Here is a 14,742-nt window from a genome sequence, read left to right on the forward strand (position 1 = left end):
CGGCGGGTTAACCTGGGACCCGCACGGCGTCGGTGATGCCGAGGGGCCCAGAGGGGTCACGCCGGGGCGAGGAGACACCTGACCGCGCTGCGCGCGAGCGACACGCGGTCCCAGACGTACGCGGCGACGCCGCGGGAAGGATCCACCCCATGTCCTCCATCACCCCTCCGGGCCGCGCAGCCGCGCTGGCCGCGAGCCACACCACCGCCGACGGCCGGGTCATCGACCACGCCGTGGCCGACCTGTCCCTGGCCGAGACCGGCCGTCACCAGCTGCGCCTGGCCGAGCACGAGATGCCCGGCCTGATGGCCCTGCGCGAGGAGTACGCCGGCAAGGCGCCCCTGGCCGGCGCCCGCATCACCGGTTCCCTGCACATGACCGTGCAGACCGCCGTCCTCATCGAGACCCTGGTCTCGCTCGGCGCCGACGTCCGCTGGGCGTCCTGCAACATCTTCTCCACCGACGACGCGGCCGCCGCGGCGATCGTGGTCGGGCCCGAGGGCACCCCCGAGGCGCCGACCGGCATCCCCGTCTACGCCTGGAAGGGCGAGACGCTCGAGGAGTACTGGTGGTGCACCGACTCCGTGCTCCGCTGGCCCGCCGACGCCTCCGGCTCGACCGGGCCGAACATGATCCTCGACGACGGCGGCGACGCCACGATGCTCGTGCACAAGGGCGTCGAGTTCGAGGGCGCAGGCGCCGTGCCCGCCACGACCGAGGACGACAACGAGGAGTACGCGGTCGTCCTGGAGACGCTGCGCGCCACGCTCGCCGCCGAGCCCGGCCGCTGGACCACGACGGCCGAGGGCATCAAGGGGGTCACCGAGGAGACCACCACCGGTGTCCTGCGGCTGTACGACCGGATGCGTGACGGCACCCTGCTGTTCACCGCGATCAACGTCAACGACTCGGTGACGAAGTCGAAGTTCGACAACAAGTACGGCACCCGCCACTCGATCATCGACGGCATCAACCGCGCCACCGACGTCCTCATCGGCGGCAAGGTGGCCGTGGTCTGCGGCTACGGCGACGTCGGCAAGGGCTCCGCGGAGTCCCTGCGCGGCCAGGGTGCCCGCGTCATCGTCACCGAGATCGACCCGATCAACGCCCTGCAGGCCGCGATGGACGGCTACCAGGTCGCGACGCTGGACGACGTCATCGGCTCCGCGGACATCGTCATCACCGCGACCGGCAACAAGGACGTCGTGACGGCCGAGCAGATCGGCCGGATGAAGAACAAGGCGATCCTGGGCAACATCGGCCACTTCGACAACGAGATCGACATGGCCGGCCTGGCCCGGACCCCCGGCATCACCCGGACCGAGATCAAGCCGCAGGTCCACGAGTGGACCTTCAGCGACGGCACCAGCGTGATCGTCCTGTCCGAGGGTCGCCTGCTCAACCTGGGCAACGCCACCGGCCACCCCAGCTTCGTGATGAGCAACTCCTTCACCAACCAGGTGATGGCGCAGATCGAGCTGTTCACGCGCGGCGACGAGTACCCCCTGGGCGTGCACGTCCTGCCCAAGGTGCTCGACGAGAAGGTGGCCCGCCTGCACCTGGACGCCCTCGGCGTCCGGCTCACCGAGCTCAGCAAGGCGCAGGCCGAGTACCTCGGCGTCGACGTCGCCGGCCCCTACAAGACCGACGCCTACCGCTACTGACCCACCCGCACCACCCGTTCCTCCACAACGACACCCTCCGTCGAGCTGCTCGACGGAGGGTGCCGTGGTGTCGACGGTGCTGCGACGCGGTGGGCCGGCTCAGCCGGTGTAGCTGGCGCGGGCGGTGACCGGGGTGGCGGTCCGTGCGCTCGGGACCGCTCGCCCCTCCTCGTCCTCGTCGCCGGTGAAGTCGAAGCAGGCCGCGGCCAGGTCCTCGACGAGGTCGGCGTACCCGTCGAGGCCGACGGCCCGCAGGTCCATCAGGTGGGCCGCCAGCTGCTGCGGGGTCTCGATGCCACGCCCCCCGCTCGCCACCTCCGTCCAGAGCTGGGAGACGCCGACGGTCTCGGCCAGCTCGGTCTGCAGGCCTCGCTGCTGCGACCGGACGGCGTCCGCGGCGTCGACCGCTTCGTCGAGCCCGTCGGCGGCCTCGTCGAGGGCGGCGGTGGCGGCGAGCAGGGTCGCCTGGGCGGCGGCGATGACGTCCGGGTCGCCGCCCTCCTGCGCGGTGGCGAGCTCCGCCTCGGCCGTGAGCACTGCCGCGTCGGCCACCGTCAGGGCCTCCTGGGCCTGCTCGAGGGCCTCGTCCGCGGCCGAGACGTCCACCTCGAGCCGCAGCAGGAGCTCCTCGACCTCGGTGACGCGCGTGGCCAGCTCCGCGGCCTGCGGCGCGACCGTGCCCGTCCGGTACGTCTCCACCGCGGCGCGTGCCTCCGTGCACCCCGACGTCTCGGCCACGGCCCCGCCGGGGACGGACGTGATGGTGGCCGGGACGGCCACGGCGGGCAGGGCGGCGACGGACACGAGCAGGCCTGCGGCGACGGTGCCGAGCAGGCCGGTGCGACGGACGTTCATGGTGTTCCCCCTGTGACGAGCGGTCGAGCGGCTCGCCCCGAGCCGCTGCCGCCAAGCCTGGCAGGTGGGAGGTGCAGGCCGTGCGGCGTTCGTGATCTCGGTTCGGTGACGATCAGCCCGCCGCCCGGTCGAGGGAGCGACGCGCCGCTCAGACCCCGCGCGCGTGCTCGGCCATGGCCCGCAGCCGCTGGAGCTGGGCCTGCTCCGACGCGATCCGCCGGCTGTCGCGGCCGCGGCGCTCGGCCAGCACCGCCGCGATGAACCGCTCCCGCGACGTGCCCGGCGGCGGCGGGGGCGACACGAGGCCGGACATGTCGGCCGCGAGCCGCTCGCCCAGCTGGTCGCGGGCCTGCGGCGACAGACCGTCCAGGCGGGACAGGAAGGACCGGGCGGCCAGGCTGAGCGGCCCGGGCAGCTGGCCCAGGTCGGCGGTCGCGGCCCAGCCGGCGAGCTCCGGCGGCATCTGGACCATGGGCGCGCTGAGCAGGGCGGTCCGCTCGTTGATGACGTAGGTGCCCGCGACCATGTCGCCCAGCCGCTTGGCGCGGTGGGTGCCGAGCACGAACGGCGCCGACAGGGCGCCGAACGCCAGGTAGATCTCGCCGAAACCCACCAGGGCCCGCGCGATCGCGTGCCGGCTCCGGATCGGTCCGCCGTCGTCGCGCACCGCGCGCAGGCCCAGGGCCAGCTTGCCCAGCGAACGGCCGTGGCTCAGCGTCTCCACCGTCGCCGGCAGGACCACCAGCACCAGCACCACGAGCGTCAGGCTGACGGCGGCGAACCCGGCGCCGTCCAGGGACATGACGAAGCCGCCGAGGGAGTAGAACAGCACGGCCAGGACGACGAGGTGGACGACCACGTCGATGAAGATGGCGAGCAGCCGGGTGCCCAGCCCCGCGGGCGGCAGCTCCAGCACGACGGCGTCCCCGGTCACCAGCATGCTCACGGCTGCAGGCTATCCGGGTGGCGCGCACGCCGTCGTGCCCACCGCCGCCCCGGCCCCGGACGGGCCCGTACTAGGGTCGCCGTCGTGGACGTCGACGCCTTCGTGCAGGCGCACTCGGGGGAGTGGGCACGGCTGGAGCAGCTCGTGAAGCGCGGTCGGCTCAGCGCCACCGAGGCCGACGAGCTCGTCTCGCTGTACCAGCGGGTCTCCACGCACCTGTCGGTGGTGCGCTCCTCCGCGCCGGACCCGTCGCTGGTGGCCCGGTTGTCCACGCTGGTCAACAAGGCCCGGCAGGCGGTCACCGGCTCGCGGGAGCCGGTGTGGCGCGACATCGCCCGGTTCTTCGTGCTGGAGTTCCCCGCCGCGCTGTACCGCAGCGGCCGGCTGACCATCCTGGTGGCGTTGTCGTTCGTGCTCATCGGCACGGCGTCCGGCTGGTGGGTCGCGGCCAACCCGGACGTGCAGGCCTCCCTGGCCTCCGACGCCGAGATCCGCCAGCTGTGCGAGGTCCGGTTCGAGTCGTACTACTCCGAGAACCCGGCCGCGTCCTTCGCCGGCCAGGTGTGGACCAACAACGTGTGGGTGGCGGCGCAGTCCATCGCCTTCGGCATCACCGGGGTGTTCCCCGTCTACGTCTTCGTGGTGAACGCGATCGGCGTCGGGTCCACCGGGGGCCTGATGGCCTCCTGCGACCGCCTCGACCTGTTCTTCGGCCTCATCACCCCGCACGGGTTGCTGGAGCTCACTGCGGTGTTCGTCGCGCTGGCCGCGGGGCTGCGGCTGTTCTGGGCCTGGATCGACCCGGGCCCCCGCTCCCGCCTGGACGCCCTGGGCCAGGAGGGCCGGGCCATGATCGGCATCGCCGTGGGCCTGATCCCGGTGCTGTTCCTGTCCGGCGTGGTGGAGGCCTACGTGACGCCGTCCCCGCTGCCGACGTGGGCGCGGATCGCCATCGGCTTCGTGGTGTGGGCCGCCTTCGTGGCCTACGTCGTGGTCCTGGGCCGCCGGGCCGTCCGGGCGGGTGAGACGGGCGACCTGCGCAAGGAGCTGCGCGGCGACCGGGACCTCGTCGCCGGCTGAGCCGGGCACGCCGCGAGGGCCTGTGGCCCGTCGCGGACCGGACGAGGGTCCGGCCGGCCCGGCGCACCTGACGCCTCAGAGGCGACCGGCGGCCTTCATGGCCAGGTAGCGGTCGGCCAGCGCCGGGGGCAACGACTCGGGGTCGCCGCGCACCACCTCGACGCCGAGCCGGTTCACCCAGCCCGTGACGGTCTCGGCGTCCAGCTGCGACCGGGTCGCGGCGGCGGCGTCGTACACCGCCGTCGCGTCGCCGCGACGGCCGGCCATCTCGGTCAGCTCGGGGTCGCCCACCGACGCGACGACCAGGGCGTGGCGCCGGCTGAGCTGCGCCAGGACCGGCAGCAGCCCGGAGTCCACGCTCCCGGCCTCCAGCGGCGTCAGCAGCACCACCAGGCTGCGTCGGCTCAGCCGACCGCGCACCTGGGCGGCCACCATGGACCAGTCCGACTCGACCAGGGCCGGGTCCACCGGCGCCATCACGTCGACCATCCGCTGGAGCAGGTCGGAGCGGGAGGCGCCCTCGACCCGGCCGACCACGCGCCGGTCGTGCAGCAGCAGGTCCACCCGGTCCCCGGCGCGCGAGGCCAGGGCGGCCAGCAGCAGCGCCGCGTCCATGGCGGCGTCGAGGCGGGGCTCGTCGCCCACGCGCGCCGCCGCGGTGCGACCGGCGTCGATGACGATCAGGACGCGGCGGTCGCGCTCCGGGCGCCAGGTGCGCACGACCACGGTCTGCCGGCGCGCCGTGGCCCGCCAGTCGATCGACCGGACGTCGTCGCCGTCCACGTACTCACGCAGGGAGTCGAACTCGGTGCCCTGCCCGCGCAGCTGCACGGCGGACTTGCCGTCGATCTCGCGCAGCTGGGCCAGGCGGCTCGGCAGGTGGCGGCGCGAGCGGAACGGCGGCAGCACGCGCAACCGACCGGGCAGGTCGAGGCTGCGCTGCCGGGCGGCCACCCCGAGCGGGCCCAGGCTGCGCACGGCCAGGCCGGGGCTCAACCGGTCGCCGCGTCGGGTGGGCACCAGCGCGGTGGTGACGCGCCGCCGCTCACCGGCCGGGACGGTGACCCGTTGGCGCGACGGGCTGGCGCCCGCCGAGGGCTGCCAGGCGTCACGGACCACGGCTCGCAGCCGTCGACGGCCGGGGTTCCCGATCACGACGCTGCTCGCGGTCGGCTCCTCCTGGCGGACCGACCCCAGCGGCTCGCGCTCGAGCACGAGGACGCGCGGGGACGCCGCCAGCAGCAGGTCGGCCACCACGACCACGACCAGGACAGCGAGCCACCCCAGCAGCGTGGTCCAGCCCGGGACCAGCACCACCGGCACCAGCCCGAGCAGCGCCAGCAGGACGGCGCGCCCGGTCACGGTCATGCCGGCGCCCTCCCGTCGGCCCTCATGTCGGCCCTCACGTCAGCCCGCTCACGTCAGCGCGGCACCGGGGTCGAGGCGAGGACCGAGTCCAGGACCGACTCCACCGAGACGCCCTCGAGCTCGGCCTCCGGGCGCAGCTGGACCCGGTGGCGCAGGGTCGCCCGCGCCATGGCCTTGACGTCGTCGGGCGTGACGTAGTCCCGCCCGGTCAACCAGGCCCAGGCCCGCGCGGTCGACATCAGGGCGGTCGAGCCGCGGGGGGACACGCCCAGCGACAGCGACGGGGAGCTGCGGGTGGCGCGGGCGATGTCGACGACGTACGCCATCACCTCGCGACCGACCTGCACGCGGGCCACCGCGGCCTGCCCGGCCCTCAGGTCCTCGGGCCCGGCGACCTGCTCCAGCCCGGCTGCGACGAGGTCCCGGGGGTCGAAGCCGTGGGCGTGGCGGTTGAGCACCTCGACCTCGGCGTCGCGCTCGGGCAGGGGCATGGTCAGCTTGAGCAGGAACCGGTCCAGCTGGGCCTCCGGCAGGGAGTACGTGCCCTCGTACTCCACCGGGTTCTGGGTGGCCGCGACGATGAACGGGTCGGGCAGCATGCGGGGCTTGCCGTCCACGCTGACCTGGCGCTCCTCCATGGCCTCCAGCAGCGAGGCCTGGGTCTTGGGCGGCGTCCGGTTGATCTCGTCCGCGAGCAGGATGTTGGTGAACACCGGGCCCTCGCGGAAGCTGAACTCGCCGGTCCGGCTGTCGTAGACCAGCGAGCCGGTGACGTCACCGGGCATCAGGTCGGGCGTGAACTGCACCCGGCTGGTCTCCAGCCGCAGCGCCGCCGACAGGGCGCGCACCGTCAGGGTCTTGGCGACACCGGGGACCCCCTCCAGCAGCACGTGGCCGCGGCACAGCAGCGCGATGACCAGGCCCGTGACCACGGCCTGCTGCCCGACCACCGCCTTGGCCACCTCGACGGGCACACGCTGCAGCGCGGCCCTCGGGTCGGTGGTCGGTGCGGAGCCCCAGGACGCGGGTGCGTCCGAGCTCGTGCGATCCGGCTCTTCGCTCACCGGTGGGTCACCTCTCGTTCGAGTCGGTCCAGGTCGTCCGCGAGCCTGACCAGGCCCGCGTCGTCGGTGGGAGCGGGACCGTCGAGCAGGAGCCCGACGGAGACGGGGTCGCGGCCGCTGGCCGCTGCGGCCAGCCGGGCGACGGTGGCGGGGTCGGAGACCGACCCGGTCGACAACCGGGTCGCCAGGCGCCCCGCGCAGGCGCGGCGCAGCACCTGGGCGCTGGTCGCCCGGGCGCCCGCGGCCCGGTACAGCCGGGCCCGGCCCTCGGTGGTCTCCGCGGAGCGGACCACGGCGGGCAGCCGCTCGGGGACCAGGCGACCGAGCCGGCGGAAGCGCCACAGCACGGCCACGGCGGCCACCACGAGCAGCTGGACGGCGCCCCAGCCCACCCAGCTGGGGAGCAGCTCGACGGCGCTGGGCCCGGCCTCGGAGCCGTCGTCCAGGGCCACGTCGAAGGGGTCGGCCCGGTACCAGAGCAGGGTGTCGTGGCGGCCCAGGCTCCGCAGCGCCAGCGCCGCGTTGCCCTCCTCGGCCAGCCACTGGTTCGTCAGCACGTCGGGCTGCCCGTGCACCACGACCCGGCGTCCCTGCTCGGGGTCGTCCACGACGGCGTAGGAGCCCGCGTCGGGGTTGGTGCCGGTCCCCGGGGCGTAGCAGACGGCGACGACGGCGGTCGGCGACACGGCCTCCCGCTCGACGCCTGGGACCGGCGCGGCGTCCGCGGCCACGTAGCGGCTGCCGCCGCCGCGCGCGTCGCCCGCCACCACGGCGTCGGGGTCGTCGCAGCCGGGGGCGGCGGTGTAGTCCGGCGACGCCCCGCCCAGGCTGAGCTCGGGGGCCAGCACCTGCAGGACCGGCAGCGGCGGGTCGACCAGCACCAGGTCCGCCCCGGTGCCCCGAAGCTCGCGCAGCTGGTCCGGCGCCAGCAACGAGGACTGGAGCACCAGCAGCGTCGTGCCCGGCGCCGCGGCCTCGACCACGTCCTGCAGCCCCGACCGCTCCTGGACGTCGACGCCCTCCCGGCCCAGGACCTGGGCGAGGGCGCGGGACCCGTCAGGCGCGGGGTTGTCCGGCGCCAGGGGGTCGCCGCTGCCCCGGGGGGTCAGGGCGACCGCCAGGGCCAGTCCCAGCAGCACCACGACGGCGATGCCCACCAGCGAGCGGTTGCGTCGCCACCAGAGGACGACGGGGCGCCGGGGACCGTCACCGCTCCCGTCGGGCCCGACCTCGCCGGGCGCGTCGCCCCCGCCGGGCTCCGCCGCGAACGCGAGGTCGGTGCGACCGTCCAGCCCCGTGCCGGAGCCCGTGGCGTCCCCGGGCGCGGGTCCCGTCGCCGTCGTCGGCCCGACGCTCACGGCGTGGCCGCAGCGGCGGTGAGCAGCCCCGCGGGTCGGCTCCGGGTGACGGCGTCGTCGGCCTCGACGGCGGCGGCGTAGCCCTGCTCGTCACCGGGGCGCTCGCCGTACGTCACGTCGTCGAAGGCCCTCGCCGCCCGCCGCAGCCCGTCCGCGGCATCGGGCATGAGCGCGCCGGCCTCGACCGCGACCTCGTCGGCCGTGCGTCCGGGGCGGACGTCCAGGACGACGCGTTCCTCCAGCGACCGGGCCGTGGCCCGGAACCGTTCCTGCACGGCCGCGGCCCAGCGGCCGTCGGCCGCCGCCTGCACCGAGGCGCTGCGGTGCTGCGCCGCGGTCATCGCGGTGGCCCCGAACACCCCGCCGTCGCTGCGGCGTCGCGTGCCGGCCCGACGCCGGAGGGGGCCGGCCAGCAGCAGCGCCAGGACCACCAGCGCGGCGAACAGGGCGATGGCCACGACGAGCCCCAGCCCGCCGGTGGCGGCCCCGGCGGCGGTGAGCAGCTCGTCGAGCCGCTCGAGCACCCACGTGATCGCCTGCTGCAGCAGGTTGGGCTGGGCCCGGACGTACGCCTGGTCGGTCAGCTCCTCCACCGCCCACCGGCGCGCGGTCTCGCGGTCGGGGTCCACGACCGCCGGGAGCAGGGAGGTCACGCCTGCTCGTCCTCCAGGGTGCGGGCCAGCGCCACGTCCAGGCCCTCGAGCCGGATGCGGCGGTCGACGTACAGCAGGGCGATGACCGCGGCGAGGAACGGCACGGACAGCACCAGGCCCACCGTGGTGCCCAGGCTGACCGCCCCCGCGTACACCGCGGCCCCCAGCAGCGGGTCGCTCTCGAGCAGGGTCAGGCCCAGTGCGCCGACGAAGGCGAACGGCGTGGCCAGCACCTGCGACACGATCGAGGTCAGGATCACCGTGAGGAACATCAGCAGCAGCGTCCACCAGAACGCGCCCCTGGTGAGCGTCCACGACCGCTTCACGGAGGCGACGATGCCGAGGCGCTCGACGACGATCAGCACGGGGACGAACAGCAGCTTCACGCCCAGCCAGACGGAGAGCACGAACACGCCGATCCCGAGGAGCACCAGGGCCGCGGCCCCGCCGGCGAACTCCTGCAGCACCAGCAGGACGATCCCGGGGGCCAGGGCGAGCGCGACCAGCAACGAGAGGCCGACCGACTGCAGCAGCGACCAGCCGATCAACGGCCAGACCCGGCCGCGGGCCCGGTGCCACAGCTGCCCGATGCTGAGCCGGCGGTCGACCACGCTCTGGGTGACCGACAGGATGAGCATCCCGGTCAGGACGATGACGGCGATGCTCTGCAGGAACCCGGTGGGGATGAGCGCCAGCAGGCTGCCACCGATGGCGAGCGCGTCGTCGTCGGTCAGCTCGGCCGTCGGGTCGGTGAACGCGGTCGTGCTGAACACGCCCACCAGGGGGAGGGCGACGAGGATGTTGGTGACGCCCAGCACCAGGGCCGACAGCCCGATCATCGCGCGCGGGTTGTGCCGGATGGCGCGGAACCCGCCGTCGAAGAAGTCGCCGAACCCGAGCGGCTTCAGGGCGATGATGCCGCGGCGGGTGAGCACGCTGCCGTAAGGCTGCTGCCCGGGGCCGGTCATCTGCCCCCAGCCCTGGGCCTGCGCGGGCTGACCGGGCTGCGCGGGCCGACCGGGCTGACCGGGCGCCGTGGACCCGCTGCCGGGCGCCGGGGCGCCGGGCGGCGGTCCCCAGCCGGAGGACGCGGCACCGGTCTCGGGGACGGACCAGCCGCTGCCGGGTCCGCCCGTCGGTGGTGTCGTCACAAGAGCAGTCCTCCCCGGTCGGTTCGCCGGCCGACCCGTCGGGCCCCACCGGAGGAGTCATCGTGCCACGAGCCTCGGCGGGTCTGGTCCCGCCACGGGACGGATGCCCCATGATGGAGCGATGCGAGGTCGAGTACTGGTGGTCGACGACGACCCCGCCCTGTCGGAGATGCTCGGCATCGTGCTGCGGGGCGAGGGCCTGGACGCGGTGTTCTGCGCCGACGGGTCCAAGGCGCTGGAGGAGTTCCGGCTGCGCAAGCCCGACGTCGTGCTGCTCGACGTCATGCTCCCCGGCCTGGACGGCATCAGCGTGGCCCAGCAGATCCGGGCGGAGTCCGGCACGCCGATCGTCATGCTGACGGCCCGCTCGGACACCGTGGACGTGGTCCTCGGGCTGGAGTCCGGCGCGGACGACTACGTGGTCAAGCCGTTCAAGCCCAAGGAGCTGGTCGCGCGGGTGCGGGCCCGGCTGCGCCGCACCGACTCCGTGACGCCCGAGGTGCTGCGCATCGGTGAGCTCGTCGTGGACGTGCCCGGGCACAGCGTCACCCGTGCGGGCGAGTCCGTGTCGCTGACCCCGCTGGAGTTCGACCTCCTGGTGGCGCTCGCGCGCAAGCCCTGGCAGGTGTTCAGCCGCGAGGCGCTGCTGGAGCAGGTCTGGGGCTACCAGCACGCCGCGGACACCCGTCTGGTCAACGTCCACGTCCAGCGGCTGCGGGCCAAGATCGAGCGCGACCCGGAGAACCCGCGGTTCGTGCTCACCGTGCGCGGCGTCGGCTACCGCGCGGGCTCGGCGGACGCCGGGACCACCACCTCCGACGGTGCGGCGCCGGGTGCACCGCTGCTCGAGGCACCGGTCGCCGTCGCTCCCGACCTGCCCCGACCGGGGAGCTGACGCTGCGCAGCCCCGTCGGCGGTCTCGCGAGCAGGTGGCGGCGGTCCCTGCAGGTCCGCGTCGTCCTGCTCACGGTGGCGCTCGGCACCATCGTCGTGGTCGCGCTCAGCCAGTTCGTCCTGCAGGACGTGGCGAGCGGGCTGGCCGAGCAGCGCCGGCAGTTCGCCCTCGTGGAGTCCCAGGCGCAGGTGGCCCGCGCCCAGGAGGCGTTCGACCAGGCCTCCGCGCAGGACGCCGAGGCCGAGCAGCTGCTGGTGGACGACCTGCTGCCTCGGCTGGAGGGCTCCGGGACCACCCGGCTGCGGGAGGTCGTGCTGCTGCGGGCCGCCGGCAACCAGCGCGCGGCCACGCTGCGGGAGACCTTCAGCGAGAGCCTGCTGCCCACCACCGTCACCGACGAGCTCCGCGACGCGGTCGCGGCCGACCCGGACCGCCAGCAGTCGCAGCTGCTGCAGGTCCGCTCCAGCTCCGAGGCCGACGACGGGTCGCCCGCCATCGCCGTCGGCTCGCGCGTGGTGCTGCCGTTGTCGGGGGAGTACGACCTGTTCCTGGTCTACCGCCTCGACACCGAGCAGCAGAACCTGCTGGTGGTGGAGCGCGCGTTCCTGCTGGGCCAGCTCGTGCTGGTGCTGCTGGTCGGCGGGATCGCGTGGCTCGTGACGCGGCTGGTGGTCGAACCCGTCCGCGAGGCGGCGGGGACGGCCCAGCGGCTTTCCGCCGGGGCCCTCGACGAGCGGATGCTCGAGCGGGGCGAGGACGACCTCGCGCTGCTGTCGCGCAGCTTCAACGCGATGGCCGACAGCCTGCAGCGGCAGATCGTGCAGCTGGAGGAGCTGTCGCAGCTGCAGCAGCGGTTCGTCAGCGACGTCAGCCACGAGCTGCGGACCCCGCTCACCACCATCCGGATGGCGGCGGACCTGCTGCACGACAAGCGGCACGAGTTCGACCCCGACACGGCCCGCAGCGTCGAGCTGCTGCAGGGTCAGATCGACCGGTTCGAGGCCCTGCTCGCGGACCTGCTCGAGGTGAGCCGCTTCGACGCCGGGGCCGCCGAGCTCGACGTCGAGGCGGTCGACGTCGTCGCGGTCGTGCGGCAGGCCGTCGACGTCTGCGCCCCGCTGGCCACCTCCCGCGGCGTCGGGCTGCGCACCGTGGGGCCGCAGCAGCCCGTGATGGGCCAGGTGGACCGGCGCCGGGTGGCCCGGGTCGTCCGCAACCTGGTGTCCAACGCCGTGGAGCACGCGGAGGGCAGCGACGTCACCGTCACCGTGGCCTCCGACGCGCAGTCGGTGGCCGTCGGGGTGCGCGACCACGGCATCGGTCTGGACAGCACGGAGCTGGAGCGGGTGTTCGACCGGTTCTGGCGCGCCGACCCGGCGAGGGCCCGCACGAGCGGCGGGACGGGGCTGGGCCTGGCCATCTCGCTGGAGGACGCCCGCCTGCACGGCGGTCGGATCGACGTCTGGGGCCGACCGGGGCAGGGCGCGCACTTCGTGCTCACCGTGCCCCGCCGCAACGGGGCCGACCCGGGCGAGGGCCCCCTCCGGGCCCGTCCGGACGTCCCGGTCGACGACCACGGCCCTGGTCCGGGTCCCCGCCAGCCGCACGCCGTGGGGCACCCCTCCTCCATCCCCGTCCCGCCGCCCGACGTCCTGGCCTCGGCGCCGTCCCCGACCACCGAGGTGGTCCGGTGACGGCGGAGCACCGGGACGACCGGCGCCGGCGCCGAGGGCTGCCCGTCGTGCTGGCCGGCCTCGTGGCGGCGCTGCTGACGTTGAGCGGGTGCGTGTCGATCCCCTCCTCGGGGCGCGTGGAGGCGGGCGGGGACGTGGACCAGCAGGGCGCCCGCTCCGCGTTGCGGGTGACGGCAGCCGGACCGGCGGCCGGCGCCGACGAGCGGCAGCTGGTCGAGGGGTTCCTGGCCGCCGTGGCGGGGCTGGACGACTTCACGGTGGCGCGCGAGTTCCTCGCGCCGGGGGCCGGGTCGTGGCGACCGACCGAGCGCACCGTGGTCTACGAGAACCTGCTGACGTTCGGCCCGGTGGTCGGCGACGGGGACGCGGTCTCGATCTCGGTGCGGGCCAGCGTGGTCGGCCGGATCGACGAGTCCGGGCGGTACACCGAGCAGCGACCCGCCGTGGAGGAGCTCCCGTTCGACCTGGTCCGGGTGGGCGGTGAGTGGCGCATCGCGGCCCTGCCCCCCGGGGTGCTGGTCAGCGAGGTGGACCGCGACCGGGTGCTCACCGCGTTCGGCGTGTACTTCACCGACCCCACCGAGACCTACCTGGTCCCGGACGTCCGCTGGTTCCCCCAGCTCTCGTCGTCGGCCACGTCGCTGACGAGGGCGCTGCTCGCCGGGCCCAGCGCGCCGTACCTGGGGGCACTGGAGTCCGCCGCGCCCGCCGGGACCAGGCTCGACCTGTCCAGCGTGCAGGTCGAGAACGGCGTCGCGACGGTCGACCTCACCGACGAGGTGCTGCTGGCCGACGTCCGGTCCCGTGCGGTGCTGCTGGCCCAGCTGCGGCAGACGTTGCGCGCGGTGCCGGGGGTCTCCAGCGTGCGGATGACCGTGGACGGCGTCCAGGTGGAGGACCCCGACGGCGGCGACACCCTGGGCTCCCCGACCCTCGTGGTCGACCCGGGGGTGGACTCCCGACCGCTGGTGCTGGCGCCGGCGACCGAGCCCGACGCGGACCCTGCCGACGTGGACCCTGCCGACGCGGACGCCGCGGGTGCCGGCAGCGAGCCTGAGGCCGCGGCCCCGGTGGACGCGACGGCGGGGGCGACGGCGCCCGCAGGTGACGTCGTCGCCGAGGGCGGGGGCGAGGTCGCCCCGCCGGACGTGGCCCCGGGTGTCGCGGTGGAGCTGGACGCGAGCGGACGGCCGTTGGCCCCGGCCGGTTCGTCGGTGCTGCGGCTGGACCTGGACGGCGCGTCCCCGCTGGCGGGAACCGAGGGCGTGGCCGAGCAGGTGCGGACCGGCCTGGCCGTCGCGCAGGACGGCGACTCGGTGGCCGGGCTGGACGCCACCCGGGGGTCGTTGTGGGTGCAGCAACCCGGCGCCGCCGCCGTCGAGCTGGTCACCGGACGCGACCTCACCACCCCCTCGTTCGACCCGCCGGGGCAGTCCTGGGTGTGGACGGTCAGCCAGGGCGACCCCGCCGGTGACGAGGTGCCCCAGGTGCTCGCCGCGGCCGCGGCCGTGGTCCCGGTGGAGGCCCGCTGGCTCGGGGCGGGCGACGAGGTGCGGGCGCTGCGCGTCAGCCGGGACGGCACGCGGGTGCTGGTGGTGCTGGCCCGGGCGGACGGCGCCGTGCAGGTCCAGGTCCGCGGGGTGCGCCGCGACGCGACGACGGGCCGACCGCTGTCCCTGTCCCAGGCGGCCTTCGACGTCGCGCCCGAGCTCGCCGACGCGGTCGACGCCTCCTGGGTCAGCGACGACGAGGTGGTGGTGCTCGGGCGCACCGGCGAGGAGCCGCTGCGCCCGGTGGTCGTGCAGGTGGGCGGGCTCACCGAGCCCCTGGCCCCGACCCCCGGTGCGGTGTCGGTGACCGCCGCGCTCGGCGAGCGGACGGTGGTGGTGGGCACGGCCGACGGCACGGTGCTGCGTCGCTCGGGCAGCCTGTGGCTCGACGGGCCGTTCGGCGTGTCCCCGGCGCACGGCGGCTGACCCCGTCCACAGGCCGGCCGCGGCGCCCGGCCGGCCGG

Annotated in this window: 12 protein-coding genes; 5 read left to right on the forward strand and 7 right to left on the reverse strand. The window is 75.1% G+C overall.

Features of this window, described 5'->3' with window-relative positions; genetic code table 11:
* The first annotated feature begins 149 nt into the window (after window positions 1-149).
* Complete coding sequence (ahcY, locus tag ACR80Q_RS04460) at window positions 150-1,664, forward strand: adenosylhomocysteinase (protein ID WP_435376347.1); 1,515 nt, start codon at window positions 150-152, stop codon at window positions 1,662-1,664.
* Between the two features lie 99 nt (window positions 1,665-1,763).
* Here the strand turns inward: ahcY and ACR80Q_RS04465 are convergent, their stop codons facing one another.
* Complete coding sequence (locus tag ACR80Q_RS04465) at window positions 1,764-2,519, reverse strand: hypothetical protein (RefSeq protein ID WP_435376348.1); 756 nt, start codon at window positions 2,517-2,519, stop codon at window positions 1,764-1,766.
* Window positions 2,520-2,667: 148 nt separating this feature from the next.
* Complete coding sequence (locus ACR80Q_RS04470; RefSeq protein WP_435376443.1) at window positions 2,668-3,459, reverse strand: RDD family protein; 792 nt, start codon at window positions 3,457-3,459, stop codon at window positions 2,668-2,670.
* A 90-nt stretch (window positions 3,460-3,549) separates the two neighbouring features.
* On the opposite strand from ACR80Q_RS04470, the gene ACR80Q_RS04475 reads away from it, so the two are divergent.
* Complete coding sequence (locus tag ACR80Q_RS04475) at window positions 3,550-4,545, forward strand: stage II sporulation protein M (RefSeq protein ID WP_435376349.1); 996 nt, start codon at window positions 3,550-3,552, stop codon at window positions 4,543-4,545.
* Window positions 4,546-4,620: 75 nt separating this feature from the next.
* Here the strand turns inward: ACR80Q_RS04475 and ACR80Q_RS04480 are convergent, their stop codons facing one another.
* From ACR80Q_RS04480 to ACR80Q_RS04500, 5 genes are read right to left on the reverse strand one after another with little or no spacing between them, the layout of a single operon-like run.
* The gene (locus tag ACR80Q_RS04480; RefSeq protein WP_435376350.1) at window positions 4,621-5,913 is read right to left on the reverse strand and encodes a DUF58 domain-containing protein; all 1,293 of its coding nucleotides are present in this window, start codon (window positions 5,911-5,913) and stop codon (window positions 4,621-4,623) included.
* Window positions 5,914-5,966: 53 nt separating this feature from the next.
* Complete coding sequence (locus tag ACR80Q_RS04485; protein WP_435376351.1) at window positions 5,967-6,977, reverse strand: AAA family ATPase; 1,011 nt, start codon at window positions 6,975-6,977, stop codon at window positions 5,967-5,969.
* Window positions 6,974-8,335, reverse strand: a complete 1,362-nt coding sequence (locus tag ACR80Q_RS04490; protein WP_435376352.1) for a DUF4350 domain-containing protein — start codon at window positions 8,333-8,335, stop codon at window positions 6,974-6,976. The genes ACR80Q_RS04485 and ACR80Q_RS04490 overlap by 4 nt, the downstream gene beginning before the upstream one ends.
* Complete coding sequence (locus ACR80Q_RS04495) at window positions 8,332-8,988, reverse strand: DUF4129 domain-containing protein (protein ID WP_435376353.1); 657 nt, start codon at window positions 8,986-8,988, stop codon at window positions 8,332-8,334. The genes ACR80Q_RS04490 and ACR80Q_RS04495 overlap by 4 nt, the downstream gene beginning before the upstream one ends.
* Window positions 8,985-10,139: a DUF7847 domain-containing protein gene (locus tag ACR80Q_RS04500; RefSeq protein WP_435376354.1), complete on the reverse strand. Its 1,155-nt coding sequence runs from the start codon at window positions 10,137-10,139 to the stop codon at window positions 8,985-8,987. Before ACR80Q_RS04500 ends, ACR80Q_RS04495 begins: the two co-directional genes overlap by 4 nt.
* Before the next feature lie 121 nt (window positions 10,140-10,260).
* Between ACR80Q_RS04500 and mtrA the strand changes: the two genes are divergently transcribed.
* The 3 genes from mtrA (at window position 10,261) to ACR80Q_RS04515 (ending at window position 14,704) form a co-directional block, all read left to right on the forward strand.
* Entirely contained in the window at window positions 10,261-11,034 is a 774-nt protein-coding gene (mtrA, locus tag ACR80Q_RS04505; RefSeq protein WP_435376355.1) for an MtrAB system response regulator MtrA, read from the forward strand.
* Between the two features lie 74 nt (window positions 11,035-11,108).
* Complete coding sequence (gene mtrB, locus ACR80Q_RS04510; RefSeq protein WP_435376356.1) at window positions 11,109-12,728, forward strand: MtrAB system histidine kinase MtrB; 1,620 nt, start codon at window positions 11,109-11,111, stop codon at window positions 12,726-12,728.
* Window positions 12,725-14,704: an LpqB family beta-propeller domain-containing protein gene (locus ACR80Q_RS04515; protein WP_435376357.1), complete on the forward strand. Its 1,980-nt coding sequence runs from the start codon at window positions 12,725-12,727 to the stop codon at window positions 14,702-14,704. Before mtrB ends, ACR80Q_RS04515 begins: the two co-directional genes overlap by 4 nt.
* The last annotated feature ends 38 nt before the right edge of the window (window positions 14,705-14,742 follow it).

This window comes from Aquipuribacter aurantiacus (genome assembly GCF_051216895.1).
Classification (GTDB): Bacteria; Actinomycetota; Actinomycetes; order Actinomycetales; family JBBAYJ01; genus Aquipuribacter.